Below are 17,719 nucleotides of genomic sequence, written 5' to 3'. Positions count from 1 at the left end.
TTTGTGTTTTCACTCTGAATAACTTTATCCCCAAAATACATTATCCACAATTTGTGGATAACATGTGGATAGTTTATCCAAGCACTATGTAAAAACTTGTCCACAAGGGGTGGATATTGTCGAAACTCCACATTTATTCCTTATTATATGTTTTCCACAACCAGTGTTTCGTATATTTATAAATTAATAGGTTGTACAACTTGTATAACCTATGTTTTTTAACGGAACTTTAGTCAAGTAGAATACAAAAGTACAAGCGGTCGTTTGCGAAATATGTGCCGCTGGAGCTGGACAATAAAGAAAAAAAGACGAATAAGGAGGGATACTAGTTGGAAAATATTGCGGATCTTTGGAATGCTGCCCTGGCCAATATTGAGAAAAAGATAAGCAAGCCTAGCTTTGATACCTGGCTTAAGTCTACAAAGGCCCATTCCCTTCAAGGCAATTTGCTTATCATTACAGCACCCAATGAATTTGCGCGTGATTGGTTGGAAGAGCGTTATTCTCAGTTGATCTCTGGTATTCTCTATGAAATTACCGGAGAAGAGCTATCAGTAAAGTTTATAATTCCGCAAAACCAGAATGAAGCAGAGACCGATGTGCATTTACCGCCAAAAAAGGTGAAAAAAGAGGATGATCACGGTGACTTTCCTCAAGGTATTCTAAATCAAAAATATACATTTGATACATTCGTTATCGGTTCTGGTAACCGTTTTGCACATGCAGCATCACTTGCGGTTGCTGAAGCACCAGCAAAAGCCTATAATCCACTATTTATTTATGGGGGCGTAGGATTAGGGAAAACTCACTTAATGCACGCCATTGGTCATTATGTTTTAGATCATAACCCTTCAGCGAAGGTCGTTTATTTATCATCAGAAAAATTTACAAATGAATTCATCAACTCGATTCGTGACAATAAAGCAGAGAATTTTCGCAATAAATATCGAAATGTAGATATTTTACTTATAGATGATATTCAGTTTTTAGCCGGAAAAGAATCAACCCAAGAAGAATTTTTCCATACATTTAATGCTTTGCATGAGGAAAGTAAGCAAATTATTATCTCTAGTGACCGGCCGCCAAGAGAGATTCCGACATTAGAGGATCGTTTACGTTCCCGTTTTGAATGGGGATTAATTACAGATATTACTCCGCCTGATTTAGAAACAAGAATTGCGATTCTTCGTAAGAAAGCAAAAGCAGAAGGATTGGATATTCCCAACGAGGTCATGCTCTATATTGCCAACCAAATTGATTCAAACATTCGTGAATTAGAGGGAGCATTGATTCGAGTAGTTGCCTATTCATCCTTAATTAACAAGGATATAAATGCAGATTTAGCTGCTGAGGCATTAAAAGACATCATTCCAAGTTCTAAACCAAAAGTGATAACGATTCATGAAATTCAACGGGTTGTTGGGGAACACTTTAGTATTAAATTAGAGGACTTTAAAGCGAAGAAACGGACCAAATCTGTTGCATTTCCTAGGCAAATCGCCATGTATCTATCCCGTGAATTAACAGACTACTCCTTGCCTAAAATAGGAGAAGAGTTTGGTGGACGCGATCACACAACTGTTATTCATGCACATGAAAAAATCTCAAAGCTTCTTCAGACCGATGCTCAAATGCAAAAGCAAATGAAGGAATTACATGATTTATTGAAAGTGTAATTATTTTTTTTATTTTTCTATCTAACAGTGTGAATAACTTCTTACTTGTTGTACACAGTCTGTCCACATGTGGATAGGCTGTGTTTCCGTTGAAAAACTTCAGTTATCCACATACTAACAGGCCCTACTAGTACTTCTACTATTTTTTTAAAAAATAATATTATATGATACAGCTATAAAAATATGCCTATACGGAGGATTTTGATATGAAATTTATAATCCAACGAGACCGCCTTGTTCAAAGTGTGCAAGATGTTATGAAGGCTGTCACTTCAAGGACAACCATTCCAATTTTGACTGGGATTAAGATTACTGCGACTGCAGAGGGAGTAACGTTAACAGGAAGTGATTCTGATATCTCCATCGAATCGTTTATTCCAAAAGAAGATGCCGGGGATGAGATTGTTGAAATCAAACAATCAGGATCAATTGTTCTACAAGCTAAGTTTTTTAGCGAAATTGTTAAAAAACTGCCTACAGACTCAGTTGAAATTGAAGTACTTGGTTCACTTCAAACCGTTATTCGATCTGGGAAATCAGAGTTTAACTTAAACGGTTTAGATGCAGAGGAATATCCTCATCTTCCACAAATTGAAGAAAATAATAAGTTTCATATTGCAACAGACCTTCTAAAAGCGATGATTAGACAAACGCATTTTGCAGTGTCCACCTCAGAAACACGCCCCATCTTGACAGGTGTAAACTGGAAGATTGAAAATGAGGAACTAATCTGTATTGCAACAGATAGCCATCGTCTGGCACTAAGAAAAGCAAAAATCGAAACGGAGAATAACGAAAGCTATAATGTTGTTATTCCAGGTAAGAGCTTAAATGAATTAAGTAAAATTATTGATGACTCCAATGAACTAATTGATATTGTTATTACAGAAAATCAAATTTTATTTAAAGCAAAGCACCTATTATTCTTCTCTAGATTGTTAGAAGGAAACTATCCTGATACGTCTAGATTAATTCCAAATGAGAGTAAAACGGACGTAACAGTAAATACAAAGGAATTCCTACAAGCGATTGATCGTGCTTCCCTTTTAGCACGTGAAGGAAGAAATAATGTTGTTAAGTTCTCTACCATTGAGGATGGAATCATTGAGGTTTCCTCCAATACACCTGAAATTGGAAAAGTTGTAGAAGAAATTCAAAGCTCATCCATTGAGGGTGAAGATTTAAAAATCTCCTTTAGCGCGAAATATATGATGGATGCATTAAAAGCACTTGAGGGAACTGATATCAAAGTAAGTTTCACAGGAGCCATGCGGCCCTTCTTGATCCGTCCACTACATGACGAAAGCATCTTACAGCTAATCTTACCTGTAAGAACTTACTAACCAATAAAAAACTACAGATTGCCGCCAATTAAATGGCGGCTTTCTTTACTTACAGAAAGTAAAATGATTTCTTTTTTTGGTTTTCTTTGTATCCTGATGATTTTTTTAGTAAAATAAAGTATTGAGACCATTTTAGAAATGAGGGTGACAACATGCCTGAAAAAGTAAAGCTGGACACAGAATTTATTACATTAGGCCAGTTTTTGAAATTAGCTGATGTAATTCAGACGGGTGGAATGGCAAAATGGTTTTTGAGCGAACATGAAGTAATTATAAATGGTGAACAAGATCAAAGAAGAGGTAGAAAGCTTCGAGTAGGTGACAAAGTCCAAATTGCTGGCTTTGGGGAGTTTGTGGTTACCGACTAGCTAAAGGATGCGTTGCCATGTATATTGAAAAATTAGCCTTAACTAATTATCGAAACTATGAAGAGTTATTCGTAGAATTTGAAAATAAAGTAAATGTGATCTTAGGTGAAAATGCCCAAGGGAAAACAAATGTGATGGAATCCATCTATGTCCTTGCCATGGCTAAATCACACCGGACATCTAATGACAAAGAACTTATTCGTTGGGACCAAGAATATGCTAAAATAGAGGGACGGGTTCAAAAACAACACAGTTCTTTGCCAATGCAGTTAATTATCTCCAAAAAGGGAAAGAAGGCAAAGTGCAACCATATTGAACAGCAAAGGTTAAGTCAATATGTGGGCAATTTGAATGTGGTTATGTTTGCACCAGAAGACCTTAATATTGTTAAAGGTAGTCCACAGGTGCGAAGACGGTTTATTGATATGGAGATTGGTCAGGTTTCGCCAATTTATTTACATGATATGAGCCAATATCAAAAAATACTCCAACAACGTAATCATTATTTGAAAATGATGCAATTAAAGAAACAATCGGATCAAACCATGCTTGAAATTTTAACGGAACAATTTATCCAAATAGCAGTGAAAATTGTTACAAAGCGGTTTGAATTCCTTCGTTTACTTGAAAAATGGGCAAAACCAATTCATCAAGGGATTTCAAGGGGGTTGGAGAACCTGGAAATTACCTATAAGCCTTCGGTAGAGGTATTAGAAGAACAAGATTTGTCGAAGATGATAGCATGCTTTGAAGAAAAATTTGCGAAGGTCAAAACGAGGGAAATTGAACGAGGCACTACCCTTTTTGGGCCTCATCGTGATGATTTATTATTTTTTGTGAACGGAAGAGATGTTCAAACCTTTGGTTCACAGGGACAGCAGCGAACAACGGCCCTTTCGGTAAAGCTTGCAGAAATTGAGCTAATCTATTCTGAAATTGGTGAGTACCCTATTTTACTGCTTGATGATGTGTTATCCGAATTAGATGATTACAGGCAATCCCATTTACTTAATACCATCCAAGGGAAAGTTCAAACATTTGTGACAACAACAAGTGTCGAAGGGATTGACCACCAAACATTAAAGGAGGCTTCAACCTTTGTTGTTGAGGCTGGTGCGATAAGGAAAGTAAACTGAGGTGAACCATGTATATTCATATCGGGGAAGATCTTAATATTAGGGCTAAGGATATTATTTCTATTTTAGATAAAGAGAGTGCCAATCAATCGTCACTTGTCGAGGAATTCCTAAAGCACCATCAGGAAAAGGTAATCAATTTATCTAAAAACCCTTATAAATCAGTCATTATTACCCATGAAAAAGTATACCTATCCCCGATTGCCTCTGGAACTTTAAAGAAACGTTCAAACCAAAGGAATATACATGAATTTTAATATAAACATTCTTTTATTGTTTTAAACCACGAAAATATAGATATATTTTTGTCAGAAGGTGCAGGTGAACTAGTATGACTATCGAACAAAATGCGGTTCAGGAACAAACATACGGAGCCGATCAAATTCAAGTCCTTGAAGGCCTTGAAGCGGTTAGAAAAAGACCTGGTATGTATATTGGATCAACTAGTGGAAAGGGTCTTCATCATCTAGTATGGGAAATTGTTGATAACAGTATTGATGAGGCACTCGCTGGTTACTGTGATGAGATTAATGTCTTAATTGAAAAAGATAACAGTATTACTGTCAAGGATAATGGCCGTGGAATTCCGGTTGATATTCAAGAAAAGATGGGCAGACCTGCAGTTGAAGTTATTATGACGGTACTCCATGCCGGCGGTAAATTTGGCGGTGGGGGTTATAAAGTTTCTGGGGGCCTTCATGGTGTGGGTGCTTCAGTTGTTAATGCCCTCTCTACCGAACTTGAGGTATATGTCCACCGTGATGGGAAAATCCACTCGATTAAATTTGAGCGAGGCGCTGTTGTTCAAGAGTTAGAGGTCATTGGTACAACTGATCGAACGGGTACTACTACACACTTTAGACCCGATGGAGAGATTTTCACTGAAACATTAGTATATGAGTATGACATTCTCGCTACTCGTCTTCGTGAATTAGCCTTTTTAAACAAAGGAATTAAAATCACCATCGAAGATAAGCGTGTTGAAAATAAACAGAATGAATACTACTACGAAGGCGGAATTAAATCGTATGTTGAACATTTAAACCGCACGAAGGAAGTCATTCATGAAGAACCGATATATATCGGCGGGGAACGCGATGGTATTAGTGTGGAAGTTGCTCTTCAGTATAATGAGGGCTACACTGATAGCATTTATTCCTTTGCCAATAATATTCACACCTATGAAGGTGGAACACATGAATCCGGATTTAAAACAGCCTTAACAAGAGTCATCAATGATTATGCAAGGAAAAACGGCCTAATCAAAGAGAATGATACGAACCTATCAGGTGAAGATGTCCGTGAAGGGTTAACAGCGATTGTTTCCATCAAACATCCTGATCCACAATTTGAGGGACAAACAAAGACGAAACTCGGTAATTCAGAGGTTAGAGCTATCACAGATACGGTCTTTGCCGGCCACTTTGAAAAGTTCCTCTTAGAAAATCCTACAGTAGCGAAAAAAATCGTTGAAAAAGGTTTGATGGCCGCACGGGCAAGACTTGCAGCTAAGAAAGCCAGGGAGTTAACGCGTCGGAAAAGTGCGTTAGAAGTTTCAAGCTTACCAGGTAAGCTAGCTGATTGTTCTTCAAAAGATCCTTCTGAGAGTGAAATATACATCGTTGAGGGTGACTCTGCGGGAGGGTCAGCAAAGCAAGGGCGAGATAGACACTTCCAAGCTATTCTACCGCTAAGAGGTAAAATCCTGAATGTTGAAAAAGCACGTCTCGACAAGATTTTGTCTAACAACGAAGTAAGAGCGATGATCACAGCAATCGGAACTGGTATTGGAGAAGATTTCGATATTGCGAAAGCTCGTTATCATAAAGTCGTTATCATGACAGATGCCGACGTGGATGGCGCACATATTCGGACACTTATTTTAACCTTCTTCTATCGTTATATGAGAAAGATCTTAGAAGCTGGCTATATCTACATTGCCCAGCCTCCTCTATATAAGGTTCAGCAAGGGAAACGCATAGAGTACGCCTATAATGATAAAGAACTTGATAAGATTTTTGCGGAGTTACCAGCAACACCAAAACCAAATATCCAACGATATAAAGGTTTGGGAGAGATGAATCCAGAACAATTATGGGAAACAACGATGGATCCATCTACTAGAACCATGCTTCAAGTAAGCCTTGAAGATGCCATAGAAGCAGACGAGACATTTGAAATGTTAATGGGCGATAAGGTAGAACCTCGTCGTAACTTCATTGAAGCAAATGCACAATATGTAAAGAATCTAGATATATAACTAGATATAGATTAAGGGGTAGAGGGATGACCACTATCCTCCTTTTTCTTTTACCTAGCCCTTAGTGTGATCCAATAGGAGGTACCAATTATGGCTGAATCACCAAGTTCTCAAATAAAAGAGATTAATATAAGTCAGGAAATGAGATCTTCCTTTCTTGACTATGCGATGAGTGTTATTGTTTCTCGTGCCCTTCCGGATGTCCGTGATGGGTTAAAACCGGTTCATCGTCGTATTCTTTATGCTATGCATGATTTAGGAATGCATTCAGACAAACCATATAAAAAATCTGCTCGTATTGTTGGGGATGTAATCGGAAAGTATCACCCACATGGTGATTCTGCTGTTTATGAAACAATGGTACGTATGGCACAGGATTTCAACTATCGTTATATGCTCGTTGATGGGCATGGTAACTTTGGTTCGGTGGATGGAGACGCTGCAGCAGCTATGCGTTACACCGAATCAAGAATGTCTAAGATATCAATGGAATTATTGAGAGATATAAACAAGGATACTATTGATTATCAAGATAACTATGATGGTGAGGAGAAAGAACCAGTTGTTTTACCAGCTAGGTTTCCAAACCTATTAGTTAATGGTACGACTGGTATTGCGGTAGGTATGGCTACAAATATACCACCACATCAGCTTGGGGAAGTAATTGATGGAGTGTTAGCACTCAGTCATGACCCTGAAATTACTACTCAGGAATTAATGGAGATTATTCCTGGTCCTGATTTCCCGACAGGCGGAATGATTCTTGGCAGAAGTGGTATTCGTAAGGCTTACGAAACTGGCAGAGGCTCCATAACAATCCGAGCTAAAGTAGAAATTGAACAAAAGTCTAACGGTAAAGAAGTTATCATTGTAAATGAGCTTCCATATCAGGTAAATAAGGCGAAGTTAATCGAGAAAATTGCTGAATTAGCTCGTGATAAAAAAATTGAAGGCATCACTGATCTGCGAGATGAATCTGACCGTAGAGGAATGCGAATCGTTATTGAAGTTCGAAAAGATGCGAATGCAAATGTCCTTTTAAATAATTTATATAAACAAACGGCGCTTCAAACCAGCTTTGGTATTAACACGCTAGCACTTGTTGGTGGACAGCCGAAGGTACTGAGCCTAAAGCAATGTTTAGTTCACTACTTAGATCATCAAAGAGTAGTCATCCGCAGAAGAACTGAATTTGAATTGCGAAAAGCAGAAGCACGGGCCCATATTTTAGATGGCTTAAGAATCGCTTTAGACAATCTTGATGCTGTTATTACTTTAATTCGAAGTTCACAAACGACGGATATTGCTCGTGAAGGATTAATGACAACCTTTAATCTCTCCGAAAAGCAGGCACAAGCGATCCTTGATATGCGTCTGCAGCGTTTAACAGGATTAGAAAGAGAAAAGATTGAAGAAGAGTACCAAAATTTAGTTAAGTTAATTGCAGAATTAAAAGCTATTTTAGCTGATGAAGAAAAGGTTCTTGAAATTATCCGTGAGGAATTAATCGAAATTAAAGAGCGCTTTAATGATACACGCCGTACCGAGATTGTAACTGGTGGAATTGAAAATATTGAGGATGAAGATTTAATTCCTCGAGAAAATATTGTCATTTCATTAACCCATAATGGTTATATCAAACGTCTACCTGTATCTACATATCGTGCCCAAAGACGTGGTGGTCGTGGTATTCAAGGTATGGGAACGAATGAAGATGATTTCGTTGAACATTTGATTACCACATCAACGCATGATACGATTCTTTTCTTTACAAACAAAGGGAAGGTATATCGATCAAAAGGGTACGAAATACCTGAATATAGCAGAACAGCTAAAGGAATTCCAATCATTAACTTGCTTGGAATCGAAAAAGGTGAATGGGTAAATGCGATTATTCCTGTCGAGGAATTTGTCGATGATTGGTTCCTTTTCTTTACAACTAAAGAGGGAGTATCTAAACGTTCTCCGTTAACATCATTTGCTAATATCCGTAATAACGGTCTTATTGCTTTGAGTTTACGTGAAGGTGATGAACTTATATCTGTTCGTCTAACTGATGGCAACAAGCATATGATCATTGGAACTAAAAAGGGTATGTTAATTCACTTCCCTGAAACCGATGTTAGGTCGATGGGACGTACAGCAACTGGAGTAAAAGGAATTACTCTAGATTCTGATGATGAAGTTGTTGGAATGGAAGTTTTAGAAGAGAACAATGATGTTCTTATTGTAACCAAGAATGGTTATGGTAAACGTACTCCTGCATCAGAATATCGTATCCAAGGTAGAGGCGGTAAAGGAATAAAAACCTGCCAGGTGACGGAGAAAAATGGTCCACTTGTCTCTATGAGAGCAGTGACAGGTGAAGAAGACCTTATGCTTATCACAACCGGTGGTGTACTCATCCGAATGGATGTTGCTGGTATTTCTAAAATGGGTCGAAGCACGCAGGGTGTCAAACTTATTAGTATGAAAGAGAGCGATAACGAGTTCGTTGCAACAGTAGCCAAGGTTGAAAAAGAAGAAGAATCTCATGAAGTGGACAGTGATGGCACTGAAGGTAACAATGTTGAAGAAAACCAAGAAATGAACACTCCTGAGACTGAAGAATAAAAGGAAAAGAGACTGACTCGACATCAATGAGACAGTCTCTTTTTTTCTTTTAAAAAAACCGTTGACTTTAAATGCTGTACATGATATATTTATTGAGTCGCTTACGAGCGATCAAGAAAAATTGTTCTTTGAAAACTAAACAAACAAAAGCGTCAACAAACAATATTTAGCTTCTTAGTGAAGCTAAGCCAACGTAACAAAATGAGCTAATCAACTTTCTTGGAGAGTTTGATCCTGGCTCAGGACGAACGCTGGCGGCGTGCCTAATACATGCAAGTCGAGCGAACCACTTCGGTGGTTAGCGGCGGACGGGTGAGTAACACGTGGGCAACCTGCCTGTAAGACTGGGATAACTTCGGGAAACCGGAGCTAATACCGGATAATCCTTTTCCTCTCATGAGGAAAAGCTGAAAGACGGTTTCGGCTGTCACTTACAGATGGGCCCGCGGCGCATTAGCTAGTTGGTGAGGTAACGGCTCACCAAGGCGACGATGCGTAGCCGACCTGAGAGGGTGATCGGCCACACTGGGACTGAGACACGGCCCAGACTCCTACGGGAGGCAGCAGTAGGGAATCTTCCACAATGGACGAAAGTCTGATGGAGCAACGCCGCGTGAGCGATGAAGGCCTTCGGGTCGTAAAGCTCTGTTGTTAGGGAAGAACAAGTACCGGAGTAACTGCCGGTACCTTGACGGTACCTAACCAGAAAGCCACGGCTAACTACGTGCCAGCAGCCGCGGTAATACGTAGGTGGCAAGCGTTGTCCGGAATTATTGGGCGTAAAGCGCGCGCAGGCGGTCCTTTAAGTCTGATGTGAAAGCCCACGGCTCAACCGTGGAGGGTCATTGGAAACTGGGGGACTTGAGTGCAGAAGAGGAAAGCGGAATTCCACGTGTAGCGGTGAAATGCGTAGAGATGTGGAGGAACACCAGTGGCGAAGGCGGCTTTCTGGTCTGTAACTGACGCTGAGGCGCGAAAGCGTGGGGAGCAAACAGGATTAGATACCCTGGTAGTCCACGCCGTAAACGATGAGTGCTAAGTGTTAGGGGGTTTCCGCCCCTTAGTGCTGCAGCTAACGCATTAAGCACTCCGCCTGGGGAGTACGGCCGCAAGGCTGAAACTCAAAGGAATTGACGGGGGCCCGCACAAGCGGTGGAGCATGTGGTTTAATTCGAAGCAACGCGAAGAACCTTACCAGGTCTTGACATCCTCTGACACTCCTAGAGATAGGACGTTCCCCTTCGGGGGACAGAGTGACAGGTGGTGCATGGTTGTCGTCAGCTCGTGTCGTGAGATGTTGGGTTAAGTCCCGCAACGAGCGCAACCCTTGATCTTAGTTGCCAGCATTCAGTTGGGCACTCTAAGGTGACTGCCGGTGACAAACCGGAGGAAGGTGGGGATGACGTCAAATCATCATGCCCCTTATGACCTGGGCTACACACGTGCTACAATGGATGGTACAAAGGGCTGCAAGACCGCGAGGTTTAGCCAATCCCATAAAACCATTCTCAGTTCGGATTGTAGGCTGCAACTCGCCTACATGAAGCCGGAATCGCTAGTAATCGCGGATCAGCATGCCGCGGTGAATACGTTCCCGGGCCTTGTACACACCGCCCGTCACACCACGAGAGTTTGTAACACCCGAAGTCGGTGGGGTAACCGTAAGGAGCCAGCCGCCTAAGGTGGGACAGATGATTGGGGTGAAGTCGTAACAAGGTAGCCGTATCGGAAGGTGCGGCTGGATCACCTCCTTTCTAAGGATATAAGCTGGACATATGAGCCAGACAAAACACGTTTGTTTGATTGTTTCTTGTTTGTTTAGTTTTGAGAGTGCAAATTCTCAAATGTATAGTCGTAGTGGGGGCCTATAGCTCAGCTGGTTAGAGCGCACGCCTGATAAGCGTGAGGTCGATGGTTCGAGTCCATTTAGGCCCACTTTCCTTCTACGGGGCTTTAGCTCAGCTGGGAGAGCGCCTGCCTTGCACGCAGGAGGTCAGCGGTTCGATCCCGCTAAGCTCCACCAAAATTGTTCTTTGAAAACTAGATAATCGTAATGAAGAAGTCAAGTAAAACATCGAGTAATCGCCATTTTAGTTTTCTCTCTTATTTAATAAGAGTAATAAACCTTTTAGGTTAAGTTAGAAAGGGCGCACGGTGAATGCCTTGGCACTAGGAGCCGATGAAGGACGGGACTAACACCGATATGCTTCGGGGAGCTGTAAGTAAGCTTTGATCCGGAGATTTCCGAATGGGGGAACCCACTGTTCGTAATGGAACAGTATCTTTACCTGAATACATAGGGTATTGAAGGCATACCCGGGGAACTGAAACATCTAAGTACCCGGAGGAAGAGAAAGCAAACGCGATTCCCTGAGTAGCGGCGAGCGAAACGGGACATAGCCCAAACCAAGAGGCTTGCCTCTTGGGGTTGTAGGACACTCAACATGGAGTTACAAAGGAACGGGGTAGATGAAGCGGCCTGGAAAGGCCCGTCAGAGAAGGTAAAAACCCTGTAGTCGAAACTTCGTTCCCTCCTGAGTGGATCCTGAGTACGGCCGGACACGTGAAATCCGGTCGGAAGCAGGGAGGACCATCTCCCAAGGCTAAATACTCCCTAGTGACCGATAGTGAACCAGTACCGTGAGGGAAAGGTGAAAAGCACCCCGGAAGGGGAGTGAAATAGTTCCTGAAACCGTGTGCCTACAAGTAGTTAGAGCCCGTTAATGGGTGATAGCGTGCCTTTTGTAGAATGAACCGGCGAGTTACGATCCCATGCAAGGTTAAGTTGAAGAGACGGAGCCGCAGCGAAAGCGAGTCTGAATAGGGCGAATGAGTATGTGGTCGTAGACCCGAAACCAGGTGATCTACCCATGTCCAGGGTGAAGTCCAGGTAACACTGGATGGAGGCCCGAACCCACGCACGTTGAAAAGTGCGGGGATGAGGTGTGGGTAGCGGAGAAATTCCAATCGAACTTGGAGATAGCTGGTTCTCTCCGAAATAGCTTTAGGGCTAGCCTCACGTAGTTAGAGTCTTGGAGGTAGAGCACTGTTTGGACTAGGGGCCCTCATCGGGTTACCGAATTCAGACAAACTCCGAATGCCAAAGACTTATCCGTGGGAGTCAGACTGCGAGTGATAAGATCCGTAGTCAAAAGGGAAACAGCCCAGACCACCAGCTAAGGTCCCAAAGTTTACGTTAAGTGGAAAAGGATGTGGAGTTGCTTAGACAACCAGGATGTTGGCTTAGAAGCAGCCACCATTTAAAGAGTGCGTAATAGCTCACTGGTCGAGTGACTCTGCGCCGAAAATGTACCGGGGCTAAACGTAACACCGAAGCTGTGGATTGACATCTTAGATGTCAGTGGTAGGAGAGCGTTCTAAGGGCGTTGAAGCTAGACCGTAAGGACTGGTGGAGCGCTTAGAAGTGAGAATGCCGGTATGAGTAGCGAAAGATGAGTGAGAATCTCATCCACCGTATGCCTAAGGTTTCCTGAGGAAGGCTCGTCCGCTCAGGGTTAGTCGGGACCTAAGCCGAGGCCGAAAGGCGTAGGCGATGGACAACAGGTTGATATTCCTGTACCACCTCTTTATCGTTTGAGTGATGGGGGGACGCAGGAGGATAGGGTAAGCGCGCTGTTGGATATGCGCGTCTAAGCAGTTAGGCTGGAAAGTAGGAAAATCCGCTTTCCGTAAAGGCTGAGCTGTGATAGCGAGGGAAATTTAGTACCGAAGTTCCTGATTCCACACTGCCAAGAAAAGCCTCTAGCGAGATAAAAGGTGCCCGTACCGCAAACCGACACAGGTAGGCGAGGAGAGAATCCTAAGGTGAGCGAGAGAACTCTCGTTAAGGAACTCGGCAAAATGACCCCGTAACTTCGGGAGAAGGGGTGCTTTTTGAGGTGAATAGCCTCGAAGAGCCGCAGTGAATAGGCCCAGGCGACTGTTTAGCAAAAACACAGGTCTCTGCGAAGCCGCAAGGCGAAGTATAGGGGCTGACGCCTGCCCGGTGCTGGAAGGTTAAGAGGAGGGGTTAGCGCAAGCGAAGCTCTGAATCGAAGCCCCAGTAAACGGCGGCCGTAACTATAACGGTCCTAAGGTAGCGAAATTCCTTGTCGGGTAAGTTCCGACCCGCACGAAAGGCGTAACGATCTGGGCACTGTCTCAACGAGAGACTCGGTGAAATTATAGTACCTGTGAAGATGCAGGTTACCCGCGACAGGACGGAAAGACCCCGTGGAGCTTTACTGTAGCCTGATATTGAATTTTGGTACAGCTTGTACAGGATAGGTAGGAGCCGTAGAAACCGGAGCGCTAGCTTCGGTGGAGGCGTCGGTGGGATACTACCCTGGCTGTATTGAAATTCTAACCCGCACCCCTTATCGGGGTGGGAGACAGTGTCAGGTGGGCAGTTTGACTGGGGCGGTCGCCTCCTAAAGAGTAACGGAGGCGCCCAAAGGTTCCCTCAGAATGGTTGGAAATCATTCGTAGAGTGTAAAGGCACAAGGGAGCTTGACTGCGAGACCTACAAGTCGAGCAGGGACGAAAGTCGGGCTTAGTGATCCGGTGGTTCCGCATGGAAGGGCCATCGCTCAACGGATAAAAGCTACCCCGGGGATAACAGGCTTATCTCCCCCAAGAGTCCACATCGACGGGGAGGTTTGGCACCTCGATGTCGGCTCATCGCATCCTGGGGCTGTAGTCGGTCCCAAGGGTTGGGCTGTTCGCCCATTAAAGCGGTACGCGAGCTGGGTTCAGAACGTCGTGAGACAGTTCGGTCCCTATCCGTCGTGGGCGCAGGAAATTTGAGAGGAGCTGTCCTTAGTACGAGAGGACCGGGATGGACGCACCGCTGGTGTACCAGTTGTCTTGCCAAAGGCATCGCTGGGTAGCTATGTGCGGACGGGATAAGTGCTGAAAGCATCTAAGCATGAAGCCCCCCTCAAGATGAGATTTCCCATAGCGTCAAGCTAGTAAGAACCCTGAAAGATGATCAGGTTGATAGGTCAGAGGTGGAAGCGTGGTAACATGTGGAGCTGACTGATACTAATCGTTCGAGGACTTAACCAATTTTTAAGCGAACTCGTTTTTTACAAACACTTCTTCTGCATTATCTAGTTTTGAGAGAATGATTTCTCTAACAAAATAGTCTGGTAACTATGGCGAGAAGGTCACACCCGTTCCCATACCGAACACGGAAGTTAAGCTTCTCAGCGCCGATGGTAGTTGGGACGAAAGTCCCTGTGAGAGTAGGACGTTGCCAGGCAAATGAAAAGACAACCTGAAAATGGTTGTCTTTTTTTCTTTTGTTGGCTGTGTTAAAGAACATTTTTGATTTTTATACACTGTTGATTGGAGCGGAAGGCGCGAAGACTCCTGCGGGAGTACGGGGCAGGGGAGACCCCGCAGGAGTGAAGCGACGAGGAGGCTCCCCGGCACGCCCGCGGAAAGCGAAGCGCCTGGAGCTCCATTCAACATACTTGTTGAAAATGCTATATATTAGTAAGGTTTAAACAGATTAAGGCGGGGAAATAGTACAAAACAAAAGGCTATCGAAAGTTTTTCGACAGCCTTTGAATAGACAACCTGAAATGGGTTGTCTTTTTTTTATGGTTTCATAAGATACTGATAAACTAAAAACGGTCCTTTTTGGAGGGTTACATCAAGAAATGAATTAATAAATGGATAATCTTGGTTTGGCATCATTTTTGTTAATTCACTCCACCACTCGGTTTCGTAACGAGCAATCATACTTAAATTATAGAGTAATAAATAATGTACAAGCAGCTCTGGAAAATCAAAATGATTCCCTTTCTGCAGTGGCAGTACATAGCATGGCTTCTCCAAATTTATTTTTAGTGGTGAGTTTGCTGAAGTAGAGGTCATTGTAAATGAAAGTCCCTCGTTGGAAAACTCAATTGAGTGGTCCAACTTAGAGGCGAGAAATTCCTTTAACCTGCTCTCAGTCATATGATAGGAGTCCAGAACGCTATTTGGTATGGTTAATTGTTTGCCAACGCGATCTAATTGGACAAATGTCCGTTTTCCTAAAAGTAAATAGAATAAATCATCTAATTCCGGTATAAGCTGTAGTAATTCCTCCATTATGACTTTCTCCCCTTCTAATTGTTTCATGTGAAACAATTTTTCCGACATGAAGGGGAAAAGTCCATTTTTTTGCACTTTTACTTCATCCTGAAAAAAAAGATAATTTTGCTTTTTTCTTTTCCTTGTCGAAACTCCATGTGCCAGCACAGCTGTTGTCTCGGGATAAGAAGGGTCGATGGTTAATATACAAGCCTTAATTAAATGGACGAGCCCATAAAATAGTAAAATTGGTTTTAAAATAAGAGGAGATTTTTCCGCCTGCTCATAATATATTTTTCCATGCTCAAGATAATAGAGGAAAGCATATCCGTTTTCGTAGCTTTTTTGTTCAGGATTATCTATTTGACGCTTTTGATAGCTGTTTTTTAAATACCGCTGGCAATACTCTGCCGAAAAAAAACTTGAGTAGCTGTTCCAACCCTTATAGTGAATATCCAAGTTCGTACCACCTTTTTCAGAAGAATCAAACTAATAATTATTCCTTGACAGTATTTTGTCCAATTGATAACCTACAAATAATATTTTTTATCCTGGGGGCCGTTAAAATGTGGGAAAGTAAATTTGTAAAAGAAGGTTTAACGTTTGATGATGTATTATTAATTCCAGGTAAGTCTGAGGTTTTACCGAGAGATGTCAGTTTGCAAGTGGAGTTATCACCAAGTGTAAAGCTTAATATTCCGATTATTAGTGCTGGAATGGACACTGTTACCGAATCTGAGATGGCCATTTCTATGGCTCGTCAGGGTGGTTTGGGAATTATCCATAAAAACATGACGATTGAGCAGCAGGCTGAACAGGTGGAAAAGGTTAAGAGGTCAGAAAGTGGAGTCATTACCGATCCTTTTTTCCTCACGCCAGAACATCAAGTGTTTGATGCCGAACATTTAATGGGCAAATATCGGATTTCGGGAGTACCCATTGTTAATAACATCGAAGAACAAAAACTAATAGGCATTATTACTAATAGAGATTTACGTTTTATCCAGGATCAGGATTACTCCTTTAAAATTGCAGATGTGATGACAAAGGAAAATCTTGTAACAGCACCAGTTGGGACCACATTGAAAGAGGCAGAAAAGATTCTGCAACGGTACAAAATTGAAAAACTCCCACTCGTAAATGAACAGGGCGTATTAAAAGGATTAATTACAATCAAAGATATTGAAAAAGTTATTGAGTTTCCAAACTCAGCGAAAGACAAGCAAGGACGTTTATTAGCGGGAGCAGCAGTAGGGGTAACTAGTGACACAATGAAGCGTGTGGATATGCTTGTGAAGGCCAATGTAGATGTCATTGTAGTGGATACAGCACACGGCCATTCAAAGGGCGTTCTTGAAACTGTGAAGGAAATTAGAGCGGCTCATCCTGAATTGACAATCATTGCAGGAAATGTGGCCACAGCGGAGGCGACAAAGGACTTAATTGAAGCAGGGGCTGATGTTGTTAAAGTAGGAATTGGACCAGGCTCCATTTGTACAACAAGGGTTGTAGCAGGTGTAGGTGTGCCACAAATTACTGCTGTTTATGATTGTGCAACGGAAGCAATGAAGCATGGAAAGACAATAATTGCTGATGGTGGAATCAAATACTCTGGAGATATCGTAAAAGCCTTAGCCGCAGGTGGACATGCAGTCATGCTAGGAAGCCTTTTAGCTGGTGTATCAGAAAGTCCAGGAGAAACAGAAATTTTCCAAGGGCGTCGCTTTAAGGTATACCGTGGAATGGGCTCTGTGGCTGCGATGGAAAAGGGATCGAAAGACCGATATTTCCAGGAAGATAACAAAAAGTTTGTGCCTGAAGGAATTGAAGGAAGGATTCCTTATAAGGGACCATTATCAGAGACAGTTTATCAGCTCATTGGCGGTCTTAGAGCGGGAATGGGATATTGCGGAACAAAGGACCTTGAAGAATTAAGAACAAAAGCACAGTTCATTAAGATGACAGGTGCTGGATTAAGAGAAAGTCATCCACATGATGTTCAAATTACAAAAGAGGCGCCTAACTATTCTCTATAATCTTCAAATGAAACAGGGAAGCCTAGCTTCTCTGTTTTTTTTTACGGTCAAATATTCCTAGAAAAATAGCAGAATTGGAAAAAGAATGGTTCTATGCTCTGTCTATGATTTACCAGCTACTTATGTTAAAATAACCAAAGTGTATAAATTCGTTGGAGGGCGTTACAGTGAATAAACATTTTTATCAGAAATGTGTTGCCAGT

The 17,719-nt window shown here is 42.2% G+C and carries 9 protein-coding genes, 2 tRNA genes and 3 rRNA genes; 13 read left to right on the top strand and 1 reads right to left on the bottom strand.

What is annotated here, in order from left to right; translation table 11 throughout:
- The first annotated feature begins 329 nt into the window (after positions 1–329).
- From dnaA to rrf, 12 genes are all read left to right on the top strand, one after another.
- The gene (gene dnaA, locus AA0X95_RS02370; RefSeq protein WP_413304909.1) at positions 330–1,676 is read left to right on the top strand and encodes a chromosomal replication initiator protein DnaA; all 1,347 of its coding nucleotides are present in this window, start codon (positions 330–332) and stop codon (positions 1,674–1,676) included.
- A 206-nt stretch (positions 1,677–1,882) separates the two neighbouring features.
- Positions 1,883–3,019 carry a DNA polymerase III subunit beta gene (gene dnaN, locus AA0X95_RS02365; RefSeq protein ID WP_413304906.1) on the top strand — a complete coding sequence of 379 codons (1,137 nt, stop codon included), beginning with the start codon at positions 1,883–1,885 and terminating at the stop codon, positions 3,017–3,019.
- Positions 3,020–3,171: 152 nt separating this feature from the next.
- Complete coding sequence (yaaA, locus tag AA0X95_RS02360) at positions 3,172–3,387, top strand: S4 domain-containing protein YaaA (RefSeq protein WP_309857189.1); 216 nt, start codon at positions 3,172–3,174, stop codon at positions 3,385–3,387.
- Positions 3,388–3,404: 17 nt separating this feature from the next.
- Positions 3,405–4,523: a DNA replication/repair protein RecF gene (gene recF / locus AA0X95_RS02355; protein WP_413304902.1), complete on the top strand. Its 1,119-nt coding sequence runs from the start codon at positions 3,405–3,407 to the stop codon at positions 4,521–4,523.
- 8 nt (positions 4,524–4,531) lie between these two features.
- The gene (remB, locus tag AA0X95_RS02350; protein ID WP_413304899.1) at positions 4,532–4,780 is read left to right on the top strand and encodes an extracellular matrix regulator RemB; all 249 of its coding nucleotides are present in this window, start codon (positions 4,532–4,534) and stop codon (positions 4,778–4,780) included.
- Positions 4,781–4,854: 74 nt separating this feature from the next.
- Positions 4,855–6,783, top strand: coding sequence for a DNA topoisomerase (ATP-hydrolyzing) subunit B (gene gyrB / locus AA0X95_RS02345; protein ID WP_413304897.1), 1,929 nt, complete (start codon positions 4,855–4,857; stop codon positions 6,781–6,783).
- 90 nt (positions 6,784–6,873) lie between these two features.
- The gene (gyrA, locus tag AA0X95_RS02340) at positions 6,874–9,396 is read left to right on the top strand and encodes a DNA gyrase subunit A (protein ID WP_413304894.1); all 2,523 of its coding nucleotides are present in this window, start codon (positions 6,874–6,876) and stop codon (positions 9,394–9,396) included.
- Positions 9,397–9,612: 216 nt separating this feature from the next.
- Positions 9,613–11,150, top strand: a 16S ribosomal RNA gene (locus AA0X95_RS02335).
- A gap of 107 nt (positions 11,151–11,257) precedes the next feature.
- Positions 11,258–11,331, top strand: a tRNA-Ile gene (locus tag AA0X95_RS02330).
- Between the two features lie 12 nt (positions 11,332–11,343).
- Positions 11,344–11,419: transfer RNA gene (locus tag AA0X95_RS02325), tRNA-Ala, on the top strand.
- A 108-nt stretch (positions 11,420–11,527) separates the two neighbouring features.
- Positions 11,528–14,463: ribosomal RNA gene (locus tag AA0X95_RS02320) — 23S ribosomal RNA — on the top strand.
- A 79-nt stretch (positions 14,464–14,542) separates the two neighbouring features.
- A 5S ribosomal RNA gene (gene rrf, locus AA0X95_RS02315) occupies positions 14,543–14,659 on the top strand.
- Together the 16S, 23S and 5S rRNA genes with 2 tRNA genes alongside form the textbook arrangement of a ribosomal RNA operon.
- A 341-nt stretch (positions 14,660–15,000) precedes the next feature.
- Here the strand turns inward: rrf and AA0X95_RS02310 are convergent.
- Positions 15,001–15,939 carry a YaaC family protein gene (locus AA0X95_RS02310; protein ID WP_413304892.1) on the bottom strand — a complete coding sequence of 313 codons (939 nt, stop codon included), beginning with the start codon at positions 15,937–15,939 and terminating at the stop codon, positions 15,001–15,003.
- A 107-nt stretch (positions 15,940–16,046) separates the two neighbouring features.
- Here AA0X95_RS02310 and guaB point away from each other — a divergent pair, with 107 nt between their 5' ends.
- A complete protein-coding gene (guaB, locus tag AA0X95_RS02305) occupies positions 16,047–17,516 on the top strand; it encodes an IMP dehydrogenase (RefSeq protein WP_413304889.1) in 1,470 nt (489 codons plus the stop codon).
- The last annotated feature ends 203 nt before the right edge of the window (positions 17,517–17,719 follow it).

This window comes from Neobacillus phoenicis (assembly GCF_047302305.1).
In the GTDB taxonomy this organism is placed as follows: Bacteria; Bacillota; Bacilli; order Bacillales; family Cytobacillaceae; genus Neobacillus.
The sequence above is the reverse complement of the archived record's forward strand: the minus strand, read 5'-3'. Positions and strand labels throughout refer to the sequence as shown.